Source organism: Corallococcus sp. Z5C101001 (assembly GCF_007352635.1).
Taxonomy (GTDB): Bacteria; Myxococcota; Myxococcia; order Myxococcales; family Myxococcaceae; genus Corallococcus; species Corallococcus silvisoli.
The window spans coordinates 302,939-326,265 of sequence record NZ_VKLU01000001.1 but is presented as its reverse complement, the minus strand read 5'-3'; the positions used below and the strand labels follow the sequence as shown (position 1 = coordinate 326,265).

General features: G+C 71.0%; 16 protein-coding genes. 11 read left to right on the top strand and 5 right to left on the bottom strand.

Going from position 1 to position 23,327, the window contains the following annotated elements:
• Positions 1-17 precede the first annotated feature (17 nt).
• The 4 genes from FOF48_RS01365 to FOF48_RS01350 all read right to left on the bottom strand — a co-directional run bounded on the left by FOF48_RS01365 (position 18) and on the right by FOF48_RS01350 (position 6,955).
• On the bottom strand, positions 18-1,808 hold the full coding sequence (locus FOF48_RS01365) for a vWA domain-containing protein (protein WP_143897963.1): 1,791 nt from the start codon (positions 1,806-1,808) through the stop codon (positions 18-20).
• Entirely contained in the window at positions 1,805-3,790 is a 1,986-nt protein-coding gene (locus FOF48_RS01360) for a vWA domain-containing protein (RefSeq protein WP_143897961.1), read from the bottom strand. The genes FOF48_RS01365 and FOF48_RS01360 overlap by 4 nt, the downstream gene beginning before the upstream one ends.
• Before the next feature lie 34 nt (positions 3,791-3,824).
• Positions 3,825-5,144, bottom strand: a complete 1,320-nt coding sequence (locus FOF48_RS01355; RefSeq protein WP_143897959.1) for a thrombospondin type 3 repeat-containing protein — start codon at positions 5,142-5,144, stop codon at positions 3,825-3,827.
• 173 nt (positions 5,145-5,317) lie between these two features.
• The gene (locus tag FOF48_RS01350) at positions 5,318-6,955 is read right to left on the bottom strand and encodes a thrombospondin type 3 repeat-containing protein (protein WP_143897958.1); all 1,638 of its coding nucleotides are present in this window, start codon (positions 6,953-6,955) and stop codon (positions 5,318-5,320) included.
• Between the two features lie 248 nt (positions 6,956-7,203).
• Here FOF48_RS01350 and FOF48_RS01345 point away from each other — a divergent pair, with 248 nt between their 5' ends.
• The 3 genes from FOF48_RS01345 to FOF48_RS01335 all read left to right on the top strand — a co-directional run bounded on the left by FOF48_RS01345 (position 7,204) and on the right by FOF48_RS01335 (position 9,175).
• Positions 7,204-7,569 (top strand): hypothetical protein, encoded by a 366-nt coding sequence (locus tag FOF48_RS01345; RefSeq protein ID WP_143897956.1) that lies wholly within the window; start codon positions 7,204-7,206, stop codon positions 7,567-7,569.
• A gap of 110 nt (positions 7,570-7,679) precedes the next feature.
• On the top strand, positions 7,680-8,219 hold the full coding sequence (locus FOF48_RS01340) for a hypothetical protein (protein WP_143897954.1): 540 nt from the start codon (positions 7,680-7,682) through the stop codon (positions 8,217-8,219).
• A complete protein-coding gene (locus FOF48_RS01335) occupies positions 8,216-9,175 on the top strand; it encodes a hypothetical protein (protein WP_201755757.1) in 960 nt (319 codons plus the stop codon). Before FOF48_RS01340 ends, FOF48_RS01335 begins: the two co-directional genes overlap by 4 nt.
• A 13-nt stretch (positions 9,176-9,188) precedes the next feature.
• Here the strand turns inward: FOF48_RS01335 and FOF48_RS01330 are convergent, their stop codons facing one another.
• Positions 9,189-11,546 carry an MtsA protein gene (locus tag FOF48_RS01330; protein WP_143897952.1) on the bottom strand — a complete coding sequence of 786 codons (2,358 nt, stop codon included), beginning with the start codon at positions 11,544-11,546 and terminating at the stop codon, positions 9,189-9,191.
• A 230-nt stretch (positions 11,547-11,776) separates the two neighbouring features.
• On the opposite strand from FOF48_RS01330, the gene FOF48_RS01325 reads away from it, so the two are divergent.
• The 8 genes from FOF48_RS01325 to FOF48_RS01295 are packed head-to-tail and all read left to right on the top strand — an operon-like array spanning position 11,777 to position 23,314.
• Positions 11,777-12,181, top strand: coding sequence for a hypothetical protein (locus tag FOF48_RS01325; RefSeq protein WP_235685281.1), 405 nt, complete (start codon positions 11,777-11,779; stop codon positions 12,179-12,181).
• Positions 12,182-12,220: 39 nt separating this feature from the next.
• Positions 12,221-14,704, top strand: a complete 2,484-nt coding sequence (locus tag FOF48_RS01320; RefSeq protein ID WP_143897948.1) for an AgmX/PglI C-terminal domain-containing protein — start codon at positions 12,221-12,223, stop codon at positions 14,702-14,704.
• A 59-nt stretch (positions 14,705-14,763) separates the two neighbouring features.
• Positions 14,764-15,399, top strand: a complete 636-nt coding sequence (locus tag FOF48_RS01315; protein WP_143897946.1) for an outer membrane beta-barrel domain-containing protein — start codon at positions 14,764-14,766, stop codon at positions 15,397-15,399.
• A complete protein-coding gene (locus tag FOF48_RS01310) occupies positions 15,396-17,012 on the top strand; it encodes a hypothetical protein (protein WP_143897944.1) in 1,617 nt (538 codons plus the stop codon). Before FOF48_RS01315 ends, FOF48_RS01310 begins: the two co-directional genes overlap by 4 nt.
• Positions 17,009-20,281 (top strand): tetratricopeptide repeat protein, encoded by a 3,273-nt coding sequence (locus FOF48_RS01305; protein ID WP_143897942.1) that lies wholly within the window; start codon positions 17,009-17,011, stop codon positions 20,279-20,281. The genes FOF48_RS01310 and FOF48_RS01305 overlap by 4 nt, the downstream gene beginning before the upstream one ends.
• The gene (locus tag FOF48_RS36250; protein WP_235685280.1) at positions 20,272-20,772 is read left to right on the top strand and encodes a hypothetical protein; all 501 of its coding nucleotides are present in this window, start codon (positions 20,272-20,274) and stop codon (positions 20,770-20,772) included. Before FOF48_RS01305 ends, FOF48_RS36250 begins: the two co-directional genes overlap by 10 nt.
• Positions 20,769-21,407, top strand: coding sequence for a hypothetical protein (locus tag FOF48_RS01300; RefSeq protein ID WP_143899068.1), 639 nt, complete (start codon positions 20,769-20,771; stop codon positions 21,405-21,407). Before FOF48_RS36250 ends, FOF48_RS01300 begins: the two co-directional genes overlap by 4 nt.
• Positions 21,407-23,314, top strand: coding sequence for a tetratricopeptide repeat protein (locus tag FOF48_RS01295; RefSeq protein WP_143897940.1), 1,908 nt, complete (start codon positions 21,407-21,409; stop codon positions 23,312-23,314). The genes FOF48_RS01300 and FOF48_RS01295 overlap by 1 nt, the downstream gene beginning before the upstream one ends.
• The last annotated feature ends 13 nt before the right edge of the window (positions 23,315-23,327 follow it).

Below are 23,327 nucleotides of genomic sequence, written 5' to 3'. Positions count from 1 at the left end.
GCATCATCAAGGGGGCATCAGGGGACGGGCGCGAGCGTGGGAGCGACGCCGGGGCAGCCGTCCACGAAGTCCTGGGGGTTCACGCGGATGACGCCATCCGGAGGCGACTTGATGCCGCCCACCGGGTAGCGCACGGAGTCCACGCGGAAGGTGCGCACCAGCGTGCGCGCGGTGGGGTCGTCCGCGGGCAGCATGGCCACGGAGAGGTAGATGTCGTTGTAGCCCGCGCCGCGCTGCACGGTGCCGGCGTCCACGCCCCCGTCCACGCCGCCATCCGCGATCATCGCGATGGTGGGCGCGAGCAGCACGTTGTCCACGCGGAAGCGGTAGCACTGGCGGCCGTCCGCATCCACCGGGCCATCCGCCTCCATGCTGTAGCGGTACGCGTCCGAGGCCAGGTTGGCGGTGTCCACCTGGAGGGGCCGCATGTGCATGCGCACCTCGTTGCGGTTGGTCAGCCCGTCGGTGTCCGGATCCTCGTCCAGGTCCTTGCTGGAGCCCTGGGTGCCGCCCCGCCACTCCATGCCATCCGGAATGCCGTCGCCGTCGCTGTCCTGGAGCGTGGCGTTGGTGCCGATGAACTGCTCGTCGCAATCCAGGAGGCCATCGCAGTCCGAGTCCACGCCGCGCAGCGCGGGCGGGCAGCCCTTGTCCAGGCCGCCGCCGTCCGCCAGCGCGACCTGGGTGGGGTTGAAGTCCACGCCGCGGTCGCGGAAGTACACCTCCACGCCGTCGCTGAAGCCGTCGCCGTCCGTGTCGCGCAGGTTGGGGTTGGTGCCCAGCTCCAGCTCGCGCGCGTCGGAGAGGCCGTCGCCGTCGGTGTCCGCCTCACCCAGCGGGCTGCCCGGGGGCGCGGAGAAGTTGGACGCCACGAACTCCTTCACGATGAAGGCGCGGCGCACCTGCCCGAACTGGAAGTTGAGGAAGTTGATGGGCTCGTTGTTGCGGAAGTCGCGGAAGTTGCCGCCGCCCAGCGTGGCCATCTTCTCCAGGCGATCCGCGTTCTGGTTGATGATGAGCAGCGGGCAGCCGCCGTCGCCGAAGCCGCCGTCCTCGGACACCAGGTCACACACGGACGGGACGGGCTGCGTGGGGTTGAAGACGTGCACGGTGTTGAAGCGCACGTCCTCCACCAGGTCGCGCAGCTGCCGGATGCGCACCACCGCGTCGCCGCGGATGAGCTCGTCGTCCTGGTTGTTGGTGGGCTTGCCGTCCGACAGGAAGATGACGGAGTAGCGCGCCTGCGCCAGCGCCTCGTTCCCGTTGGGCTGCAGCCGCGCCCGCGCGATGTCCGTGTTGATGAGCGAGTAGATGTCCGACAGCGGCTTGACGAAGTCGGTGGAGTCCCGGTTCGGCGACGTGTCCGTGTTGCGGAACGTGAGCAGCTGTTCGGTGAGCTTGGCCTTCGCGGTGGCGTCCAGCAGCGACAGCTGCACGAAGCCATCCTCCGCCGGAGGCCCCGGGTCCTGGGTGAGGAACGCCGTGGTGCTGCCCGCGAAGAGCATCACCGCGATGGAGACCTCGTCGTCCTGCGGGAGGTTCTCGATGAGGTCCACCAGCGCCGTGGCGCGGGTGCCGTCCGGGTCGCTCACGCGCATGGACTGACTGGCGTCCATGGCGACGATGATCTTGATGGGCCGGCGCACCTCGTTCGCGCCCAGCGTGCAGAAGCGGCCCTCCAGCGCCACCGCCCGGTCCGCGGGCACCTCCGTGTCCCGGCGAGGGTCATAGAGGTACGTATCGGTACAGGCGACCACCACCGCGAGCCCCACCAGGGCGAGGGCCCACCAACGTCCCGCGCGGCTCAAGGCGACGCGCCTCCCTGCGACGGCGACACGCCGACGCAACTGCCCTGGGTAGCCCAGGGGTCCACGAGATCTCGCGGCTGCACGAAGTTGCGGTCCTCCAGCGCCAGGTCCGGACCCAGCGGCACGCGCACGCTGGGCGGCGCGTACTGCGCCCAGGCACACGCGGTGCGCCAGACGCCGTAGTCGGTGGCGACGCCGCTCTCCGGCGCCTCCGCGAACCACACCTTGAACAGGTTGTAGCCCTGCTTCACGCCCGCGCGATCCGGCGGCGTCACCATCTGGAGGTTGGACACGGTGAAGTCGTAGCAGACGCCGTTCGTGTCGACGCCGCCCGGAACCTTCTTCACCTCGTACTGGATGCCGTACTTGTCGTGGAAGAGCCGGTCGCGCCGGGTGGGGTCGCTGCCAGCCTTCAGCTCCTCGTCGTCCGGGATGCCGTCGCCGTCGGTGTCCAGGCCGGCCACGCTCGACTGGAGCGGGTTGAGGCCGTACTTCACCTCCAGCCCGTCCGGCATGCCGTCGCCGTCGCTGTCCACGATGCCCTGGCGCGTCTTGAGGTAGTCCTCCGCGAACTGCGACAACCCGTCGCCATCCGTGTCGCGGCACACGCAGTTGAGCGTCAGCGGGGACTTGGGGTCGCAGCCGCGCGCATCCAGGTCGTTGCCCGGCTTGAAGCCCTGGTCCTGGCGGCGGTACTCGAAGCCGTCGCTCAGGCAGTCCCCGTCGCTGTCCACGATAAAGGGGCTCGTCTTCAGCGTGAAGGCGTTGTCCAGCGAGTCCGGAACGCCGTCGCCGTCGCTGTCCAGCACGCGGCCGTTGTCCCCTGGCGCGGAGCTCAGCGGCTCCACCAGCAGCGTCTTCATCACGTTGGGCGAAGCGAAGGACGAGTAGTCCAGCGCGCCCAGGCCCAGCTCTGAGATTTCAGCCGTGTCGCTGAACTCCTGGTAGACGCCGTTGCCCATCTCCGCGAAGCGCTTGAGCAGGTAGGAGGCGATCTTCTTCGCCGCCTGCGGGTACTGCGCCTCCGGGACGCCCGGGTAGGTGCCGTAGATGTCCTGGCAGATGGGGCCGCAGGCGCGCACGGCCTCTTCGTTGAAGAGCAGCACCGTGTGCATGCGCACGTCGCCCACGTTGTACTGCGTCTTCAGCTCCATCAGCCGGCGCACGTAGCTGAAGAGCTGGTAGTTCTGGTTGCGGTCGGTGCCCACCTCGAAGCCGGTGATGGCGTCGGTGGTGCTGGTGGCGTTGCAGAAGCTGGAGATGGAGTCGCGCCAGGTGAGGTCCGGCGTGTCCGGCCCCGCGTAGACAGACAGGTTGTCATTGGCGGAGCAGCGCGGATACGGCGTGCCGTCCGTGAGGAACACGACGACGTAGCGCGTGCGCGGCAGCAGCTCCGGCGTGGACTGCGACACCGCCGCGATGTCGCTGGCGATGAGGCTGTACGCGTAGCTGAGCGCGCCCTGGTAGTCCGTGCCCTTGCCCAGCTGCGACTGGAGCCCTTCGATGTAGCTGTTGATGTTGCCCGGCGGCGCGAAGCGGTCCCCCGTGGAGGCGGGCGGCCAGGTGTTCTTCACGTTCGTCTCGAACGGGGCGATGGCGATGCTGATGTTGCCCTGGCGCGCGTCGTTGATGCGCTTGAAGCCCGACACCAGGTTCTTCAGGGCCCGCACGCGCGCCGGCTCGGTGACGCCCGGCGGGATGATGGCCTGGACCTCGGCGCGCTCGCAGAAGCCGCTGCCCTCCTGCGAGCCCGGAGGATCCGACACGCACATGCTGCCGGACTCGTCGACGACGAGCACCACCTTCACCGGGAAGCCGGTGGGGTTGGCCGGGCGCGTACACACCCGGCCGGTGAGCGTCAGCCGGTCATCCAGCTGGGACTGCTCCTGGGCACGCGGCTCCAGGAGCGTGTCTGAACAGGACAGCACACCCATGGCCAGGAGGCCGGTCGCAAGAAACGAAACAACAAGCAGACGGCGCATGCGATGCGGACCTCCGGGCATGGGGGACACCCTGTTACGCCTTCCGACGGCGACGCAGCAGCAGGCCGAGCACGCCAGCGCCCAGGGCCGCGGCGCTACCACCCGCGGGCAGGGACGTGCAGCCGCCGCCCGTATCTTCCTTGCCCACCTTCAGGAACAGGCTGGAGATGGAGGCGCGCTGGTCGGGGAACACGCGGTCGGCGAAGGCCAGACGCGTGGACACCTGCAGCTCGTACTCGCCTTCCTTGTCCGGCTTGAAGTTGGGCACGCTGCCGTCCACGTACTGGTACTCCCAGTGGCGGCTGTAGGTGACGGCGCCCTTGGGGTTCTCCACCACCGCGGTGGAGCCGGAGGGACGCTTCACCACCGTCCAGGTGTACTCGATGGCCGCGCCGTTGCGGTTGGCGAACAGCGGCGGGCGCACGGACAGGCCCGTCTTCTCCACGCTCAGCACGCCGCCGGTGCCCACGCTGAAGGGCGCCTTCGGGTCGAGGCAGTCGTTGGGCCGGTCCTTGTTGAGCACCACGCAGTAGCGCGTGTCGCACGCGTCGCCAATGCCGTCGCCGTCGTCATCCGCCTGGTCGCGGTTGGCCACCGCGACGCAGTTGTCCGCGGCGTTGAGGATGGAGTCGTTGTCGATGTCCACGTCGCACGCGTCGCCGATGCCGTCCCCGTCCGTGTCCTTCTGGTCCGGGTTGGCCAGGCCAGGGCAGTTGTCCAGGTTGTCGGAGATGTTGTCGCCGTCCGCGTCCACGCGGCACAGGCTCACGTCCGCCGGCAGCACCTGGTCCGGGTTCGCGATGAGCGGGCAGTTGTCCACGCCGTCCTTGATGCCGTCGTTGTCGTCGTCGTCATCACAGACGTCGCCCATGCCATCCTTGTCGTTGTCCGCCTGGTTGGCGTTGGGGATGGAGGGGCAGTTGTCCGCGGCGTTGGCGATGCCGTCGTTGTCGATGTCCGGGTCGCACGCGTCGCCGATGCCGTCACCGTCGGTGTCCAGCTGCGTGGCGTTGGAGACAGCCGGGCAGTTGTCGCAGGCGTCGCCGGCGCGGTCGCCGTCGCCGTCCGCCTGGTCGCGGTTGGGCGTGAACGGGCAGTTGTCCTTGTCGTCCGCCTTGCCGTCGCCGTCCGCGTCGTCGGTGTACGACAGCGTCTTGCCGTCGTCGGTGTAGGCCACCCAGACGGAGCAACCACAACCACAACCGCAGCCGCCTCCCTCCTCCTTGGGGCGACCGCACTCATCTCCAAGGCACTCCGGATTGTCCGGACCCTGCGTCTGGGCCTGCGCGATGCGGGGACTCAGCACCAGGAATGCTCCGAGCGCCAACATGGGGGCAATGCGACTGATAGTCATGGTGACTCCTTTCACAACCCCTGCCTCTAGCAAGAGGCGATCCTTCGTTTTCAACACTGCCAGGGTCAGGAACTTCAAGGGGTTGCGGGCTCGGGAGGGAGTGCTACAGGATGGGTGTGGGGGGGACACCCCATTGAGACTGTGGGGGACGCCCCCCACGCGAACCGCGGGACTCAGGTGCCCACGATGAAGTCGTCGGAGGTGAGGGAGACGGTGCCCGCGGGGGTCCGGCCCTTGTTCGGGTCGAACTGGATCTCCTGGATGAAGAGCGAACCCACCCCGGCGCCGCGCGGATCATTGTCCCGGCCCACCTGGAGGTAGAGGTAGACCTCGTTGGTGCCCTTGGGGATGACCTCGCCCGGGAAGAACGGGTGGGGCCGCTCCAGGGTGGGGACCAGGGAGACGTTCTCCACGCGGGTGCGGTAGCAGGCGCGGTCGCTGGTGCTCGTCGGGGGCAGCGGGACGATGGAGTAGCCGTAGCCGCGCTCGCGGTGGAAGTCGAGGTCGGCGCTGAGCGGGTCGCCGTGGGCTTCGACCTCCGCGATGTTGCTGATGCCGTCGCGGTCGGTGTCGAGCAGGTCCTCGGGGACCAGCGGGTTGGTCTGGGACAGGGCCTCCACGAGGTCCGGCAGGCCGTCTCCGTCGGTGTCGCCCACGCAGGGGTCGGTGCCGAGCACGCGCTCCTCGCAGTCGTTGAGGCGGTCCCCGTCGGTGTCCATCACCACGCTGCACCCGTTGATGATGTCCACGGCGAGCGGATCCAGGCCCATGCGCAGCTCGATGCCGTCCATCAGGCCGTCCTGGTCCGTGTCCGCGACGGTGGGGTCCAGGCCGAGCGCGATCTCGTCCTCATCCGAGACGCCGTCGCCGTCGCTGTCCGCGTACATCTTGCCGTTTCTCACCAGGACGTTGCGGTTGAAGGCGAGGAAGCGCTTGAGCTTGAGCGCGTTGTTGAGCGCGCCATAGTCCAGCCGGGCCATCGCGTTGGGCAGGCCCGCGAAGTCGGTCTCCACCGGCGCGCTACCGCCCGCGTTGGCGATGGCGGCCACCTGGAGGCGGGTGACGGGGTCCGGGGTGCCGCCGCGCACATAGATGGGCTGCACGCTGACGTCGCCCGCGCCGAACTGCCCCACCAGCCCCTTGAGCTCTCCCACCACCGCGGTCAGCTCGCACTGGCTGCACGCGGCGTTGCACTCGGCCTGCTTCTCCGGGCTGGCGCCGCAGCCAGCGGCCTGGGACAGGGCGGTGCAGCGGCTGTCGATGCCGATGTTGTACGCCGGGTTGTCACAGCTGACGTCCGCGCTGCGGATGACGGGCGCGACGATGTAGCGCGTGCGCGCGACCTCGCCCCGGCAGGAGGCCTGCATGTCGCCGGACATCAGGCTCTTGGAGAGGCGCAGCGCGGAGCGGATGCTGATGGGGCCCTGCTGCTGATAGCTGGCGTAGCGGGGCAGGACGGCCTGGAACGAGGCGGCGTCCGTGAAGCTGCCTTGCAGGCCGGTGGCCACCGAATGGAAGGCCACCAACCCGAAGCGCATCTGGGGGCCGGTATAGCGCGAGGTGAGCGTGGTGAGGCCGTCCACCGCATAGCCGACCACCTCCGTCTCCACGCCGGTGCCGCCCTGCAGGGCGAAGACGACCTTCACGGGGAACGCGTCGCCGGTGGCCGCGGGGACGCAGAGGTCCCCCTCGAAGCTGACGCGGTCCCGAGAGCCGCCCGCGCGGCCGTCGATGGAATAGAGCCCCGCGTCGGTGCACGACAGCAACAACGTCGGAATGAGGAGCCAGGCGACCCGGGGGGAGGAACGCATTCGTTGGATTGTAGACCTCAGCCACCCCGTCCAACGCAAGCGACCCGCGGGGCGGGCCCGCGTGAAGAGGCGCAACCAGGATCAAGATTTCGCCCGGTACGGAAACGTCACGCCTGCACGACAGCCCACTGACCCCTGGGTCCCACGCGGAAGGCCTGCTGGACAGATTCCAGGTCTTGCGGGGTTGGTTGCTAAAGCTCGGATGGGAAAGACATTGCCCATGTTGTCCCAATCCAGAGGAGCGACACATGCAGAGGATGCAACGCAAGACGCGGACCCAGGTGGGCGGCACGGTGGCGCTGATGCTCATGGCGCTCGGAGCGACGGGCGCGGTGGCCCAGGGCTTCGGACCGAGGGCCCACGATCCGCGTGAGGCGGTTCCATTGGAGGAGGTCGTGCAGGTGTCCAGGGACGCGACGCTGGCGACCGACACCGGCGGCTGCGGCTGCGGCATCCTCGGCAGCCTGCTGGGCGGGCTGCTCGGGACCGTCACGGGCGGCGGCCTCCTGGGCACCATCACCGGCGGCGGCACGCTGGGCACCATCACCGGCGGCGGCATCCTCAGCGCCATCCTTGGCGGCACCAGCGGCACCGGCGGCACTTGCGGCGGCTAGTCCGCGCTCCCGCCTCCGCGACAACGATTTGTCCCGCAGCACGCAGTCCCAAGTCGGCCCGGGACACCGGAGGCCCCCAACCTCCGGTGTCCCATCTTCCTGGAGCCCCCATGCGCCCGCCCCTTCCCTCCCTGACGCGCCGGCACGGAGTCGTCACTGGCGTCGCCCTGCTGCACCTGCTGTGGGTCGCCTGCGGCGCGCTCCAGGTGCCGCTCTTCACGGGCACGGGGCGCCTGGCGTCGTGGGCCCAGGTCTACACACACTGGACGGGGGCGGGCAGCCGCTTCAGCTTCTTCGCGCCGGGGGTGAGTCCGGCGGTGCGCGTGTCCTTCGACGTCGAGCAGTCCTCCGGCGAGCACGTGCGCGACCAGTTCAAGTTCGAGAACAGCGCGGTCAACGTGCGCATCCACTCCATGCTGTTGCGCTTCGGGCTGAAGGAGGGCCGGGACGCGCTGGCCCGCGCGTGGGCCGCGGCGATGTTCGGCCGGCACCCGGACGCGCGCGCCGTCACCGTGCGCGTGGAGGCGCTCCGCCTGCCCACGATGGAAGCCTACCGGGAAGGGGCGCGTCCCGAGTGGTCGGACGCCTACCGGGCCGGGTTCGAGCACCGGGCTCCCACGGCCGCCACGACCGGGGCGGTGACGCCATGAGCGCGCCGGGGATCCTCGCGCGCCCGGCCCACCTGCTGGCCGCGTTCGTGGGAGCGCCGTCCTCCGCGGCGCCGCTGGGGGTGCTCCGCATCGGCGTGGCGATGGTGTTGCTCATCCAGGCCTGGAGCCTGTCGGACAGCCTGCCGGAGCTCTTCGGCGACCGGGGGCTGGTGCCCTGGAGCGTGTCCATGGCGCTGGCCTCGCCCGTGGCGCCCCGCCTGGGGCCGTGGGTCTCCGCGCTGGCGCCGCTGGGCATCTCCGCCGAGGCCGGGGTGCGGGGCGTGGCGCTCGTCTACGCCGTCTCGCTCGTGGGCCTGCTGCTGGGCTACCGCACGCGGCTGTCCGCGCTGGCCGCGTGGGGGCTGCACACGCTGCTGCTCAACAGTGGGACCTTCTTCGCCTACGGCGTGGAGACCTTCGCGCACATCAGCCTGTTCTACTGCGTGGTGATGCCCGTGGGGGCGGCCTACTCGTGGGACGTGCACACCGGCAGGACCTCCGTGGCCCCCTCCGCCGAAGCGACCCTGTCGCTGCGCGTGTTGCAGGTGCACCTGTGCATCATCTACCTGGCCACGGGGCTGGAGAAGCTGCTGGGCCCGGTGTGGCGGGACGGGACGGCGCTCTGGGAGGTGCTGATGCAGCCCCAGTATGGCGCGTTCGACTTCGCGTGGCTCGCGTGGGCGCCGTGGCTGGTGAAGCTGGCGTCCTGGGGAACGCTGGTGGTGGAGGTGGGCTACGTCGCGCTCGTCTGGCCCCAGAGGACGCGGGGCCTCTGGGTGGCGATGACGCTGGGGATGCACCTGGGCATCGGCGTGATGATGGGCCTGTGGCTGTTCAGCGCGATGATGGGGGTGCTGACGTTCGCCGCGTTCGGCTGGAACCTCATCGCCGAGCCGCTGGTCGCGCGGGCCCGGGCGGCGGTGCTGCTGCCCTATCATTCGATGCAGGCGCCCTGAGCGCCCGGCCCCCTCACAGCGTGAGGAGGTAGGCCAGCAGGTCGTCCCGCTCCTCGGGGGTGAGCGCCTGCGCGGCGCCGTGCTGGAGGCCCGGGGTCTCCAGGAGCGTGCGCAGCGGGAAGCGCGAGCCCACCACGAGCCGGTCCTCCCGCACCGCGTAGCCCGCGGTGGCGCTCGTCAAGAGCGGCCACACGTCCCAGGTGCCCACCAGCGAGGGCGGCGCCGCGCCCGGCACCAGGTGCTGCTGCGCCAGCCGCAGGGGCAGCGCGATGGGCGTGCCCACGTCCAGATAGCGCCCTCGCGTCGAGGGGTCCTGGTCCAGGGTGAACAGCGGCGCGGGGTGGCAGGCCGCGCACCCGGCCTGGCCCTCGAACAGCGCCCGCCCCTTCGCCGGATGGCCGGGTCTGCCGTCGGGCAGCGTCACCGTCTCCGCCGGGGCGCCATCCGGGCCCCGGTAGGGGTTGGGCGGCGTGGGCAGCAGCGACGTGTAGAGGGCCAGGGCCTCCACCTCCGAGGGCAGCGGATCCGGGTTGTGGTAGCGGTTGCGCCCGCCCACCGTCTCCGCCGTCTCCGCGAGGCTGCGCGTGCTCGCCGGGGTGAAGTAGGGCGGCGTGTCCCGGCTGCCCAGGGCCGTGGTCGAACGGTAGATGCGCATGGGCCGCGTCTTCTCGAAGAAGACGCCGCCGGTGTGCCCCTCGATGTGGCACGCGTCGCAGCTCATGCCCGTGCGACCCACGTCGGAGAAGTAGAGCACCTGTCCCAGGCGGCGCTGCTCGCGGGGGCGCACGTCCACCACCGGCCACTGCCGCAGCACGCGCGCCTTGCCCGCGCGCGCCTCGCGCACGTCCACCACCGCCACCGTGCCCGTGAAGCGGTTGAGCACGTAGAGCGTGCGGCCGTCCGGGGCCAGGGCCAGCGACCGGGGCCCGGAGTGCAGCTCCACACCCGCCCTCCCCTTCGTGCCCAGGTCCTCCACCGGGCGGATGAGCGGCGTGCCTTCTGGCGCGAAGAGGGGCAGCGTCTGGAGCAGCGCCGCGCGCGCCGCGGCGTCGTCCTTCACCAGCGCCTTCGCGTCCAGCACCCGCACCTGCCCCAGCGCCACGTCCGCCGCGTAGAGCAGCCCGGCCCGGTCATCCAGCGCCAGTCCCTCCGTCACGCCCGCGCCGAAGCCCCGGTGCCGCACCACCTGCTGCCGGTCCAGGTCCAGCACCGCGACGCCGCTGTTCGCGCTCACCTCCATGCGCTGCGCGTTGGGACCCACGTTCGGCCCCAGGCTCGACATGAAGACGCGCCCCAGCCGCTCGCTGGAGAGCAGCGCGCGTGGCGCCTTGCCCCCCATCACCTGCTCGGAGAAGGCCTCCGTCGCGCCTCCGACGATGGGCACGCCCGGCTTCGGCACCACGGGCGTGAGCTCCCGGCCGTCCTCCTGATTGAGCAGCACCACCTGCCCTGTCTGGAGGCTGCCCACCGCGAGCAGCCCCTTCCACCGGGCCAGCGCGCGCGGGTTCGGATCCACCGGCGCGCTCCAGCGCTCGCGGCCGTCCTCCAAGGCGACCGCGCGCACCGTGTCGCGCACGTGCTCGGCCAGGAACGCCACGCCCTTCGCGCCGTCCACCTCCAGGCCCCACACGCCCGGGGGCGCGGGGAGGACGCGGGCCCTGCGCTCGGGCGCGTCCAGCGCGTACAGCCAGAGCCCGGCGTCCGACTGGTGGGCCACGCCCAGCCAGGGATGGCCCCCCGAGTCCTTCCACGTCGCGAGCGCCGCCGGGCCGTCCCCCACCGCCATCGCCTCCACGCTCCCCGAGGCCACGTCGAGCGCGAACACCGTGTCCGTGGGCGGCGACGCGATGAAGAGCGTGCGCCCGTCCGGCGCGAGCGCCATCGCCATCAGGTCCGGGAACGCCGCGTCGTTGACGACGGTGAGCCGCGTGGCGCCCGTGGGCCGGGGACCGGCGCTCGCGGCCAGCGACAGCTGCACGTCCGTCTGGAACACGCCCGGAGGCAGGGAGAGGTCCGCGGGGAGCCTCGCGTAGGCATGGCGCGGGTCCACCACCGTCAACGGCACCTCCCGCGAGAAGGGCGCGCCGAGCACCAGCCGCAGGCCCGGCACCAGCGCCTCCCCATAGAGGGAGAGCGGCTGCGAGGTCTGGTTGCTGGTCAGCTTCGGCCCCACGGCCTGGAGGATGGGACGTGGTTCAGCGGGGGCGGCGGGGGCCTCCGGCGGCGGGGGCGGGGGGACGCCCCGCGACTTCAGCACGACGGCCAGGAGGCCCAGCAGCACCAACGCCCCGACCCCGGCCGCGATCCATCTCCCCCTGCGAATGACACCCTTCACGTGTGTGCGCGCCTCCAGCCCGCGAGCATCCTCCATCCGCCCACCGTGTCACGATGACTTCTCACCACGACTGCTCGCACGCTCGGGGAGCACCGCGCGGAGGGAACCCCACGCGACGTTTCCAGCGTCCCGGCACGAAGCGGGACGTAGCGTGGAGAGACCGCCCCACGTGAGGTGGACTGCCCCCCACACCTGCTCGCCGCAGGTCAACCGTTGGCGCTGGAGTGTGCGTTGACAGGTCGGGGCTCGCATCGCTTAACCTGTTGATGATGCGACGTTTCCTCTTCTTCTGTGCCGTCGCCAGCGTGCTCGGCTTCGGTCCCCTCTCCATCGCGAACGATGCCTTTGCCCAGGGGCGTGGACGCCCCCCCAGGCCGAAGGCGGTCAAGGCCACCAAGAAGGGCTCGAGCAAGGCCCCGCCGCGCATCGAGACGAGGTCGAACTCGACCGTCACGGATCCGGTGACCGGGGACACCTCCGCGTCGGCGTCGTCCGCGCCGCCGCAGCGTGGCCCGTCGCGCATCGACTTCGACGACCGGCTCATCCAGGGCCAGACGAACAAGTCCGGCGCCGTGTATTTGTATGACCGCAAGGAGCTGAAGACGCGGTCGATGCTTCGCGAGCGCGACAGCTTCCGCTCCGAGACGCTCGCCACCGTCTACGATCAGTAGGGCCGTACCGCCCATCACCCTTCGAAGGGAGCGTCACCGTTGAGCGGCCAGCCCAGCGTCCTGCAAGTCGTCATCCTCCGCGACGGCCTCCTGGTGGGGACGGAGGTCTTCGTCCCTGGCACCTACGCGCTCGGCTCCGATGCGTCGTCGGACCTGCGGCTGGACGATGCCTCCGTGTCGCCGCGCCACGCGCTGCTCTACTTCCAGAACGGTCGCACCGCGATCCAGGACGCGGGCGGTGGCACCAGTGGCGTCTTCGTCAACGGGCACCAGGTCACCGCGTGTGAGATCCGCTCCGTGGACGAGGTGCTGTGCGGTCCGTTCGTCCTGAAGACGCGGATCCTCAACCAGCGGCCCGTGGAGACCAAGCCGCAGCCGCCCCCCGAAGTCGCCGCGCTCTTCGGAGGCGCTGGCGTGCCTCCCGCTGCGCCACATCCCGCGAACGGAGCACCGCCCCACGCGTTCGCGCCCCAGCAGGCCGCGCACCCGCAGCAGGCGGCCCACGCGACACACGTGCAGCACCATTCCGCGCAGCAGCAGGCCGCGCTCGCTCAGCAACAGGCACAGCAGGCCGCCTACGCGCAGCAGCAGGCCGCGCTCGCGCAGCAACAGGCACAGCAAGCCGCCTACGCTCAGCAGCAGGCACAGCAGGCCGCGTACGCACAACAGCAGGCCGCATACGCTCAGCAGCAGGCGCAGCAAGCCGCCTACGCTCAACAGCAGGCACAGCAGGCCGCACTCGCGCAGCAACAGGCCGCGCAGGCACAGCAGGCCGCGTTCGCGCAGCAGCAGGCACAGCAAGCCGCGCAGGCACAGCAGGCCGCACGTGCGCAGCAGGCCGCTCACGCGCAGCAGCCGGCACACCCGCAGCACGCGGCGCACCCTCAGCACGCCCCCGCGCAGTCAGCGCTCCCCCAGGCCGCGCACGCGCAGCACGCGGCGGCGCACCCGCAGCAGGCGGCTCACGCTCAGCCCGCGTCCGCGAAGCGCGCACCTGCTCCCGCGGTCCCCGCGGGCACCGTTCCCTCCACCCGCCGGCGGCCTCCTTCCGAGGCCATGCCCAGCCTGCTCGTCGCGGACGACCTGCTCGCGGGCGTGGACACCGATGCCGCTCCCGCCGCGGGCCCCCTCGTGCTCGACAAGGCCCCGGCCACGCGCCCCACGCACGCGCCGAAGATCGGCCCGGGCAAGGGCGCCGCGCAGCTCTACCTGGAGCTGTACTGGGGCGCCGTGCGCCGCGACGCGCGCCGCTTCGCGCCGGACGCGAAGAAGCCCGTCAAGGCCGCCCTCGAGGAGCAGGCCCCCATGCCCCTCTGGGGCTTCACCCTCCCCGAGGGTGACGACTTCACGCTCGCCGAATCCGTCAACGGCAACTACCGCCTCTTCGTGCCCCCCGGCACCGACGTGGAGAAGGGCGGCAGCGACGGCCGCTTCGCCCCCGTCACCAGCGCCGCCCTCGAGTCCGACGGCAGCCGCCGCTTCGTCACCCTGCGCGACGGCACCGCGGCCCGCCTCACCCAGGGCAAGATGTCGCTCGTCGCCTACGCGGCGCCCGCCCCCGAGCGCGTCTTCGTCAACCCGCTCAAGGGCCTGCCCTGGCTGACCCTCTTCTTCCTCGCCATCTTCGGCGGCGGCCTGGGCTGGTTCATCGCCACGCGGCCCCAGGGCCCCGCGACCGCGGACTTCACCCAGAAGAACCTGCCGCCCGTCGCGCTGCGCCTCATCGCCCCTGAACCCAAGAAGAAGGAAGAGGCGAAGAAGAAGCTCGAGGCCCTCAAGAAGAAGGAGCCCGTCAAGGAGAAGCCCGTCGTCGCGGAGAAGGCGCCGCCCAAGCCCGTCAAGGAGGTCCAGGTCCCCAAGGCCGTGGCCGCCGCGCCGGAGAGCAAGGCCCTCAAGGCGCTCGCGAAGCTGTCGGCCGCGGGCCCCGCCGCCAACGACCTGCTCGCCGCCGTGGACAAGATGGGCAGCGGTCCGGGCAGCAAGAACGTCAAGCAGACCAACTACAAGCTCTCCGGCCTCATCGGCAAGGCGCCCATCGCCAACGCGGGCCTGGGCACCTTCGGCCTGGGCGGCGGCGGCAAGGGCGGCGGCGCCACGCTGGGCGCGGAGCTCTTGCGCGGCAAGGGCGGCGGCGGCATCGGCGCGCTGGGCGCGGGCGGCGTGGGCAAGGGCGCGGTGGGCGGCACCGTCACGCGCGCCACCGCGCGCAGCATCTCCTCCACCCAGGGCACCGTGGACCGTGAAGCCGTGGCCAAGGTCATCAACAGCCACCTCAACGACGTCCACGCCTGCTACGAGCGCGCGCTGCTCAAGGACCCCGGCCTCGCGGGCAAGGTGGTGCTCGAGTGGGCCATCGGGCTCAACGGCCAAGTCGCTTCCGCCAAGACCAAGTCGTCCACCCTCCGCAACGCCTCCGTCGAGGCGTGCATCCTCAGCAGCCTGAAGGGCTGGCAGTTCCCCGCCCCGAAGGGCGGCCTCGTCATCATCACGTACCCGTTCCTCTTCAACTCGGTCGGCTACTGACGCGGGGGACCCCTCCCCCACCTCCACGCCACCCCGACCTCCGACAGGAAAAAGTCCCCGTGCGATTCCTCCTGCTCTCCCTCTTCTGCCTGGTGCCCGGCCTCGCGCGCGCCCAGGCCGAGGAACTCGAGAACCCCGGCACCGTCTCCGCGGTGCAGGACCGGCTGTACCGCATGCACCACGAGCTGTCGCTCGGCGTGGGCGTGCTGCCCGCGGACGCCTTCTACAAGGGCCTCATCGGCACGGTCGGATACACGTACCACTTCAGCGACACCTTCGCGTGGCAGGTGGGTCGCGGCACGTACAGCTACAACGTGCAGACCAGCCTGCGCCGCCAGCTGGAGCGCGACTTCGAGGCGTCCCCCACCGCCACCGCATTCGAGGACCAGGTGCAGTGGATGGTGGGCAGCGACCTCGTGTGGAGCCCGCTGTACGGCAAGACGTCCTTCGTCAACTCGAACGTCATCCACTTCGAGGTCTCCCTGCTGGCCGGCGGCACGGTGGTGAAGATCCACCGCAGCGACGGCTTCCGCCCCGCCGTCAACCTGGGCCTCGGCGTGCGCGTGTTCTCCAGCCGCAACGTGTCCTTCCGCCTGGACGTGACGAACAACACCGTCTTCGCGGGCACGTCGCGCATCATCAACGTGCCCACCGTCCAGATTGGAACGGCCTTCAACTTCGGCGCCACCGAATGACGTCCCGCCCACTCATCGCCGCCGCGCTCGCCAGCGCCGCGCTCATCGTGTTCCCAACGGCCGTCCGCGCCGCACCGGACGCGGGCATGCCGCCCATGCCGCCCCCTCCTCCCGCCACCGCCAAGGCCCCCGCCGCGGCCAGCGCCGACGCGGGCACCCCGGGTCCCACGGACGCGGGCACCGTCGCGGGTGCGCCCGCGCCCGCCAAGGCCCCCGTCGCGGCAGCCCCGCCGCCCCCGCCGCAGAAGGTGCCGCCGGAGACCTTCGACAAGGCGCTCCAGGCGTACTTCGACGGCAAGCCGCGCGACGCCGCCGGCCCGCTGTACGCGTGGCTCCAGTCCACGCCGCGCACGGACGACAACTACGCGTGGGGCCAGTACTTCCTCGCGCGCAGCCTCATCGACCTGGGCCTCACCCACGCGGGCGCGACGTACCTGGCGCGCATCGCTCGCGAGCGCACCAACCCCAACGTGCTGCCGCGCGCGCTGGACGCGCTGAAGGGCCTGACGGACCGGCCGCACGACGAGGTGATGATCGACGAGCAGGTCTTCGGCGCGCTCGACCTGGGCTTCCTCCCGGATGAGACGGGGGCCTACGCGCACTACCAGCAGGGCCTGGTGGACCTGCGCGTGGGCAACGAGCGCTGGGCGGGCACGCACTTCTCCAAGCTGCCGGAGACGAGCGCGGAGGCCAGCCGCGCGAAGTTCGCGCTGCTCGTCACCCGGCTCAAGCAGGTGAAGGATCCGCCGGACGAGATGGTGAAGGACTTCCTCACGCTCTCCGACGACGAGAAGCTCACCCGCGAGGCGCGCAACGAGGCGGCGCTCGCGGTGGCCCGCCTGCGCTACGAGAAGAAGGACTTCACGGGCGCGCTGGACGCGTACGGCAAGGTGAAGCTGCCCCAGCTGGACCCGGGCCGCGCCAGCCTCTACCTGGAGGAGGCGTGGACCCGCTACAAGCTGGGCGACCTGCGCGCGTCGCTGGGCATCCTCACCACGCTGGACGCGCCGTCGTTCCGCGATGAGTTCATGCCGGACAAGTACCTGCTGCGCGCGCTCATCTTCCGCGACCTGTGCCACTACCTGCCCGCCAAGCGCGCGGCGAAGGAGCTGACGCGGCGGTACGCGGACTCGCTGGAGTCCGTGCGCAACCGCGAGGACCTGAGCCAGGACGCGCGCCTGCGCCGCGCCGCCAACGCGCACGGCGGCACCCAGCGCGCCGCGAAGTTCGTGTCCGTGCTGGACCTGGAGGGCGAGCGCCTGGGCCGCTACGCCGGGAGCTTCGGCGACCGGCTCTTCGGACACCTGACGCGGCTGTATGACCTGTCCCACGCGGAGGCGGTGCGCGTGTACGACGCGCGGCTGCAAGAGGCCGTGCGCCAGGAGGCGGACACGCTGCTGCGCGCCGCCGAGCAGGTGCGCCTGATGGAGTACGAGGTCGGCCTCAAGCTGTACGAGCGCGTGAAGAAGGGCGCGCAGGTGGTGGCGGCGGAGGAAGAGGAGCTGCTGTCGCCCGCCCAGGTCGCCTTCAAGTTCGACAACGAATACTGGAACGACGAGCTCAAGTCCTACCGGGTCCGCATCGAGAGCCGTTGCATCGAGGAAACCCCATGACCGGCCCGTTCTCCGGCCTCATCACCGCCGCGCTGCTCGCGGCCGCGGCCCCTGGCGCCAGCGGCCGCGTGGGCCCCAACCCCAACCCCATCGTGTCCAAGGCGAAGGAGCGCGAGGAGCTCATCGCCAAGCTCAAGCGCGACATCTTCAAGGTGGACCGCGCCATCGGCGAAACGGAGAAGCTCATCTCCAAGAGCCGCAACGCGCCCTACCTGCCGGACCTCCAGTTCCGGCTGGCGGAGCTCTACGTCGAGAAGAGCCGCTACGTGTACTACCTCCAGGCGGAGTCCCGCCCGGAGGGCGCGTCCGGCGCCATCGTCTCCCCGGAGACGCGCCTGATGAAGCAGAAGGCGGTGCAGATGTACTACCGCCTGCTGCGCGAGTACCCGGACTTCAAGGACGGCGACCAGGTGACGTTCTACCTGGCGCACGAGCAGCGCGAGCTGGGCCAGTTCGACGAGATGCTCAAGACGCTGGGGGACCTGACGCGCAAGTTCCCCAACAGCCCGCTGCGGCTGGAAGCCGAGCAGATCCTGGGCGACCACTTCTTCGACAAGGCGGACCTCGTCGAGGCGGAGAAGCACTACCAGGCCATCCTGGAGCTGCCGCCGTCGCCGGTGCACGACCTGGCCCGCTACAAGATGGGCTGGATCCGCGTGAACCAGGCCAAGCACGGGGAGGCCGTCACCTTCTTCGAGGCGGCGGCCGCCAGCGCGCCCCTGCCCGGCGTGGACGTGAAGAAGGCGCTCAACGTGAAGCGCGAGGCGCTGCTGGACCTGGTCTACAGCTACACGGAGGCCAAGCCCGCCAAGGGCGCGCTCAACTACTTCGAGAAGCTCAGCGACAGCCGCGCCACGTACGCGCTCGCGCTGGACAAGCTGGGCAACCGCTACTTCATCAAGCAGCAGTACGAGTGGGCCATCCCCGCGCTGCGCAAGCTGATGCAGGTGCAGCCGGATCCGGAGCTGGACCTGGAGCGCGGCCAGAAGCTGTATGACTCGCTCAAGGCCGCCAAGGGCAAGGTGATGCCGGAGCCGGAGGACATCCGCTTCCTCGTCCGCGCCGCGGTGGAGAGCAAGACGGATCCGGAGCTGGCGGAGACGGAGCGCAAGAAGCAGCTCGCGGAGCTGGAGGAGATGGCGCGCGACCTGTCCACGCAGGTGCACCTGGCGGCGCAGAAGGCGGACTCGCGCGAGCTGTACGTGAAGGCCGCGGACGCCTACCGCGAGTACCTGGGGCTGTTCCGGCCGGAGCAGTACGTGCGGCCCATCATGAAGAACCGCGCGGACGCGCTCTTCGCGGCCAAGGAGTTCCCGGAGGCCGCGCGCCAGTTCGAGGAGCTGGCCCGCTACGAGGACAAGGCCAAGGACCCCAAGGCCGTGGACACGGCGATGTACGGCGCGCTCCTGGCCCACTTCTCCACGCTCAAGCCGGAGGAGGCCCTGAAGCGCAACGCCTTCGAGGTCGCCGACGCGCGGCAGGCGCTGAAGCTGCTGGGCGCGACGTACGTGTCGCGCTACCCGCAGAGCCCGCATGTGCTGGACGTGAAGTTCAACATCGCGCGCGCCTACTACGAGGACGGCGACTACCCGAAGGCGGCGGAGCTGTTCACCGCGTTCGCGCTGGCGCACCCCCAGTACAAGGACGCGCCGGTGGCGGGCAACCTGGCCCTGGACAGCCTCCGGCAGGTGAACGACTTCAAGAAGCTGGATGAGACGGGCCGCAAGTTCCTGGCGTCCGCGCTGCCGTCCGGCTTCCGCGGCGAGGTGCAGAAGATCCTCACGCAGAGCAAGGCGGAGGCGCTGGACGAGCTGGCCCTGCAGAGCGCGCAGGAGACGGGCGACGTCATCGAAGGCCTGATGAAGGTCGCGGACGAGAACAAGAACTCCGACATCGGCGAGAAGGCGCTCTACGGCGCGTTCACCGCCGCGCGCGAGAAGCGCGACCTGCCGCGCGAGCGCGAGCTGGCCACGAAGCTGGTGCAGTCCTACCCGAAGAGCCAGTACGTGTCGGACGTGCTCCTGACGGTGGGCCGGCACGCGGCGGAGGCGGCGGCCTTCAACGAGGCGGCCGGCTGGTTCGAACAGGTGGGCCAGAAGCTGGGCGGCGACCTGGCGGCGGTGGACGGCTGGATGGCCGGCGCGCGGCTGCGGCTGGCGCTGGGTGAGTACAAGGAAGCGTCCCGCAACCTGGAGACGGCGGCGGAGACCGCGGGCGCGCGCAAGGGCGAGGTGCTCGCGCTGCTCGCCGAGACGCGCCTGAAGCAGAAGGACTACGCGCGGGCGAAGACGACCGCGGAGTCCGCGCTGCGGCTGGACAAGAACAACGTGGCGGCCGCCGCGGTGGTCGCGGAGGTGCAGGCGACGACGGCGCCCACCGCCAGCCCGGACGCGCTCATCGCCACCCTCACCACGGCGGTGCAGGGCCCCAACGGCCAGACGGAGGAGGCCGCCAAGGGCCTGTGGTACCTGGGGGAGATCCTCTACCGCGGCTACAAGGACCTGCCCGCCGACAAGGTGGAGGAGAAGGTCGCGGCGCTCCAGGCGATGGAGGGCGTGTACACGCAGGCCGCGTCGCTCGGGTATCCGGAGTGGGCGGTGGCGTCGCTGTGGAAGATCGCGCTCGCGTACGGCCACATCGCGGACGTGGTGGACCAGACGCCGGTGCCCGGCGGGCTGTCCGCCGCGGAGACCAAGCAGTTCCAGGAGGCGGTGAGGCAGCAGGTGGGCCCGCTCAAGGCCCGCTCGGAGGAGGCCTTCAAGGCGTGTCTGTCTCGCGCGGAGTCGCTGGAGGTCTTCAACGAGGCGGTGGTGGGCTGCCGCAACCGCACGGACGTGGCCGCGCTGCCGGTGCCGCAGCCCGCGGCGCCCACGCAGCCCGCGGCGCTGGAGGACCTGCGCAAGAAGGCGGAGAAGGTGCTGAGCGCCGAAGCGCTGGAGGCCCTGGGCATGGGCTACCTGGACGCGCACCAGTACGGCATGGCGCAGCTGACGTTCGGCCGGGTGACGGAGCTGCAGGACACGCGCGCCTCCGCGCACGCGGCGCTCGGCTGGGCCATGCTCAACATGGGTGACGCGATGGGTGCCCGGGCCGCGTACGCCAAGGCGCTGGAAGCGGACCCCACCTACGACAAGGCCCGCCTCAACCTGGCCGCGCTGCGCTGCCGCTTCGGCGACACGGACGGGGCCCGGCGGGAGCTGGCCGTGCTCAAGGACATGGGCACGCTCAATGGCCCGGACGTGGACGCGGGCTGGAAGGCATGCAAGTGAGCGCGTCCTTGCGGCTCATCGCCCCGATGCTGGCCGTGCTCGCCACCGCGTGTGGTGGCGAGGGCGGCCGGCTGGAGGGCAGCGTGACGGAGCTCCTGGACCTGCGCTACCAGCGCACGGAGGCGGGGCTCGCGGAGGGCACGCTGGCGGTGAGCTTCGTCAACACACAGGGCAGCGGGCAGGACGTGGTGTTGAAGGTGAGCGCGCGGGTGGCGGACATGCTGCCGGACGGGGAGTACGCGGGCTCGCTGGACATCGACCTGGCGCAGGCGCTGGCGGACGGCTCGCAGCGGGGCAGCGTGGACCGCAGCGTGCTGGACGAACCGGTGCGCCCCTTCCCGCCGCTCGTGCGGGGAAACCTCTTCGTGAAGTCCCTGCCGAAAACCACCGGGGACCGCGTGTCCGGCGAGTTCAACGTCACCTTCGCCAACGGCACCGACGTCTACTCCGGCCGCACCATCTTCAGCCGTTTCGAGGCAACCGCTCCATGAAGCGCTACCTGCTGCTCACCCTGCCCCTCCTCGCCGGCGCCTGCGGCCCGCGCTACGGCATGCGCGTACCGGATCCGCTGGTGAAGAAGCTGCCGTACGAGACGCGCATCGAGCTCCTGGAGTCGGAGAACGACCTGGCGCTGGCCATCGACCGGGTGGACGAGGCGGACAACGAGGTCAACCGCGCGCGCGACAACATCCGCCGGGCGAAGTCCCGCCAGGAGGCCGCCGAGGCCGAGGAGGACCGCGCCCCGGACGCGTCGTCGCGAGAGGTCGCGCAGCTGGCCATCGCGGAGTCCGAGTCCCGCGTCCAATACCTGCGCGCGCACCAGCGCCTCAACGTGGGCCTGCGCGAGGTGGAGAAGCTGTCCCTGCGCTGCGCCTTCGCCCGCTTCGAGCTGGCGCGGCTGACGGCCGCGCGCAAGGCGAAGGTGCAGGGCAGTGAGCGCCTGGAGCCGAAGGACTTCGAGGAGCAGGTGTCCAGGTGCGAGGCCGCGGTGAAGGAAGAGCGCGCCGGCCTCGCGCAGGACACGAAGGAAGCGCAGACGGCGAAGGAGGCGTGGGAGGTGAAGAAGGCCGCCCTGGCCAAGAAGACCTTCGACGCCCGCGCAAGCCCGTACGTGGAGAACCTGTGATGACCAAAGCCGGCGTCCTCCTCCTCCAGCTGCTCACGGCCCAGGCCCCCGCCCCGGAGGCGTCTCCAGCGGAGAAGCCCGCCGCGGCCCCGCGCGCGGACAAGCTCCCGGACAACCCGGACGCGCTCTACAAGCTGGCCACCGCCTTCCTGTCGCAGAACCAGCCGCGCCGCGCGGTGGCGCCGCTGACGAAGCTGGTGGGCCTGACGCCGGACGGCGTGCCCGCGAAGGTGGCCCTGGCGCGGGCGCTCCGGCTGTCGGGTGACGTGCCCAAGGCGAAGGCGGTGCTGGACGCGGCGCTGGCGGTCTTCCCGGACGAGGCCACGCTGCGCTCGGAGCGCGGCCTGCTGGCGCGCATCCAGGACGACACGGACGAGGCCATCTCGCAGTACTCGGTGGCGACGGAGCTGGCGCCGCAGGACGCGGAGCTGCGCTTCAACCTGGGGGAGGTCCTCCAGCGCGCCAACCGCACGGACGACGCCATCGAGGCCTACCGGGAGGCGCTGAAGCTGGACGGCGCGCTCCAGGTGGCGCGGGTGAACCTGGGCAAGGCGCTGGCGGAGAAGGGGCTCCACGCCGAAGCGAAGGAGACGCTGCGCGAGGCCATCCGCCAGAAGGACGGTGACGCGGAGGCGCACTACAACCTGGGCGTCGTGCTGATGCGGGAGAACGACGTCACGGGCGCCTTCGCGGAGTATCAGGCCGCGATCAAGGCGGACCCGAAGCACGCGCGGGCGCAGAACAACCTGGGCGTGGTGCTGGACGGCCAGGGCAACGCGCGCAAGGCGGCGGAGGCGTTCCAGAAGGCCATCACGTTGGATCCGAAGTACGCGGAGGCGCACTTCAACCTGGGGCTCGCGTGCTTCCAGCTGGGGGAGAACGCCCGGGCGACGAAGGCCTTCGAGAAGGCGCTGCTGCTGGAGCCCCGGCGCGCGAGCGGACCGTACACGCAGCTGGGCCAGCTCTACCTCGCGCAGGGCAAGAAGACGCAGGCGGTGGACGCGTTCCAGAAGGCCATCGAGAAGAGCGCCGACGACGGCAAGAAGACGACGGAGGCGTACCAGGGCCTCGCGCGCGCGTATCTGGCGCTGGGCAAGGTGGACGACGCGGTGGCCACGCTGAAGACGGCGGTGGAGACCTTCCCGGACGAGCCCGGCACGCGCTCGGGCTATGGCGACGCGCTCAAGGCCAAGGGCGACCTGGACGGCGCCATCGCGCAGTACACGGCGTGCTTGAAGCTCCAGCCCACGGTGGAGAACCGGCTGGCGCTGGCGGAGGCGTACGCGAAGAAGCACGTGAGCGCCCAGGCGCGGCCCCTCTACGAGGCCGTCCTCCAGGAGGATCCGAACCACCGCGCGGCGAAGCTGGCGCTCGCGGACCTGCTGCTCGCCATGGGGGACTACACGGCGGCGGAGAAGCTGCTGACGCCCGCGCAAGGCGAAGAGGCGGACACGGGGGCCCTGGCGCGGCTGGGCATCCTGCACTCGCGGCTGGGCCGGCCGGACCTGGCGGTGTCGGAGCTGGAGGCGGTGGTGGCGAAGGACCCCGCGCAGCTGGAGGCCCGCGCGGAGCTGGGCTTCCTGTACCTGCGCGGCGGTGACGAGCCCAAGGCGTTGCAGGTGCTGAGCGACGTGCTGGCGGTGGAGCCGCGCAACTCGCTGGGGCTGCTGTACCTGGGCCACACGCTGTACCGGCAGGGCAAGTTGCCGGAGGCGGAGAAGGCCTTCCGGGGCGCCTCGCAGGTGGACGCGAGCGCGGGAGAGCCCCACTTCGCGCTGGCGCAGCTGCTGGAGGCCACCAACCGCAAGGATGAGGCGAAGAAGGAGTACGCGGCCGCGGTGCAGCTGCAGCCGGACCACGCGGACGCCAAGCAGGCGCTGAAGAAGCTGGCCGCCGACACGCCGTGACGTCCGTCGCGGG

Excerpts from the sequence above, each read along its gene's own strand:
- FOF48_RS01305 (WP_143897942.1), top strand. The coding sequence starts at position 17,009 with ATGACCGGCCCGTTCTCCGGCCTCATCACCGCCGCGCTGCTCGCGGCC.
- FOF48_RS01360 (WP_143897961.1), bottom strand. The coding sequence starts at position 3,790 with ATGCGCCGTCTGCTTGTTGTTTCGTTTCTTGCGACCGGCCTCCTGGCC.
- FOF48_RS01345 (WP_143897956.1), top strand. The coding sequence starts at position 7,204 with ATGCAGAGGATGCAACGCAAGACGCGGACCCAGGTGGGCGGCACGGTG.
- FOF48_RS01295 (WP_143897940.1), top strand. The coding sequence starts at position 21,407 with ATGACCAAAGCCGGCGTCCTCCTCCTCCAGCTGCTCACGGCCCAGGCC.
- FOF48_RS01310 (WP_143897944.1), top strand. The coding sequence starts at position 15,396 with ATGACGTCCCGCCCACTCATCGCCGCCGCGCTCGCCAGCGCCGCGCTC.
- FOF48_RS01325 (WP_235685281.1), top strand. The coding sequence starts at position 11,777 with ATGATGCGACGTTTCCTCTTCTTCTGTGCCGTCGCCAGCGTGCTCGGC.
- FOF48_RS01330 (WP_143897952.1), bottom strand. The coding sequence starts at position 11,546 with ATGGAGGATGCTCGCGGGCTGGAGGCGCGCACACACGTGAAGGGTGTC.
- FOF48_RS01335 (WP_201755757.1), top strand. The coding sequence starts at position 8,216 with ATGAGCGCGCCGGGGATCCTCGCGCGCCCGGCCCACCTGCTGGCCGCG.
- FOF48_RS01300 (WP_143899068.1), top strand. The coding sequence starts at position 20,769 with ATGAAGCGCTACCTGCTGCTCACCCTGCCCCTCCTCGCCGGCGCCTGC.
- FOF48_RS01355 (WP_143897959.1), bottom strand. The coding sequence starts at position 5,144 with ATGACTATCAGTCGCATTGCCCCCATGTTGGCGCTCGGAGCATTCCTG.
- FOF48_RS36250 (WP_235685280.1), top strand. The coding sequence starts at position 20,272 with ATGCAAGTGAGCGCGTCCTTGCGGCTCATCGCCCCGATGCTGGCCGTG.
- FOF48_RS01340 (WP_143897954.1), top strand. The coding sequence starts at position 7,680 with ATGCGCCCGCCCCTTCCCTCCCTGACGCGCCGGCACGGAGTCGTCACT.
- FOF48_RS01350 (WP_143897958.1), bottom strand. The coding sequence starts at position 6,955 with ATGCGTTCCTCCCCCCGGGTCGCCTGGCTCCTCATTCCGACGTTGTTG.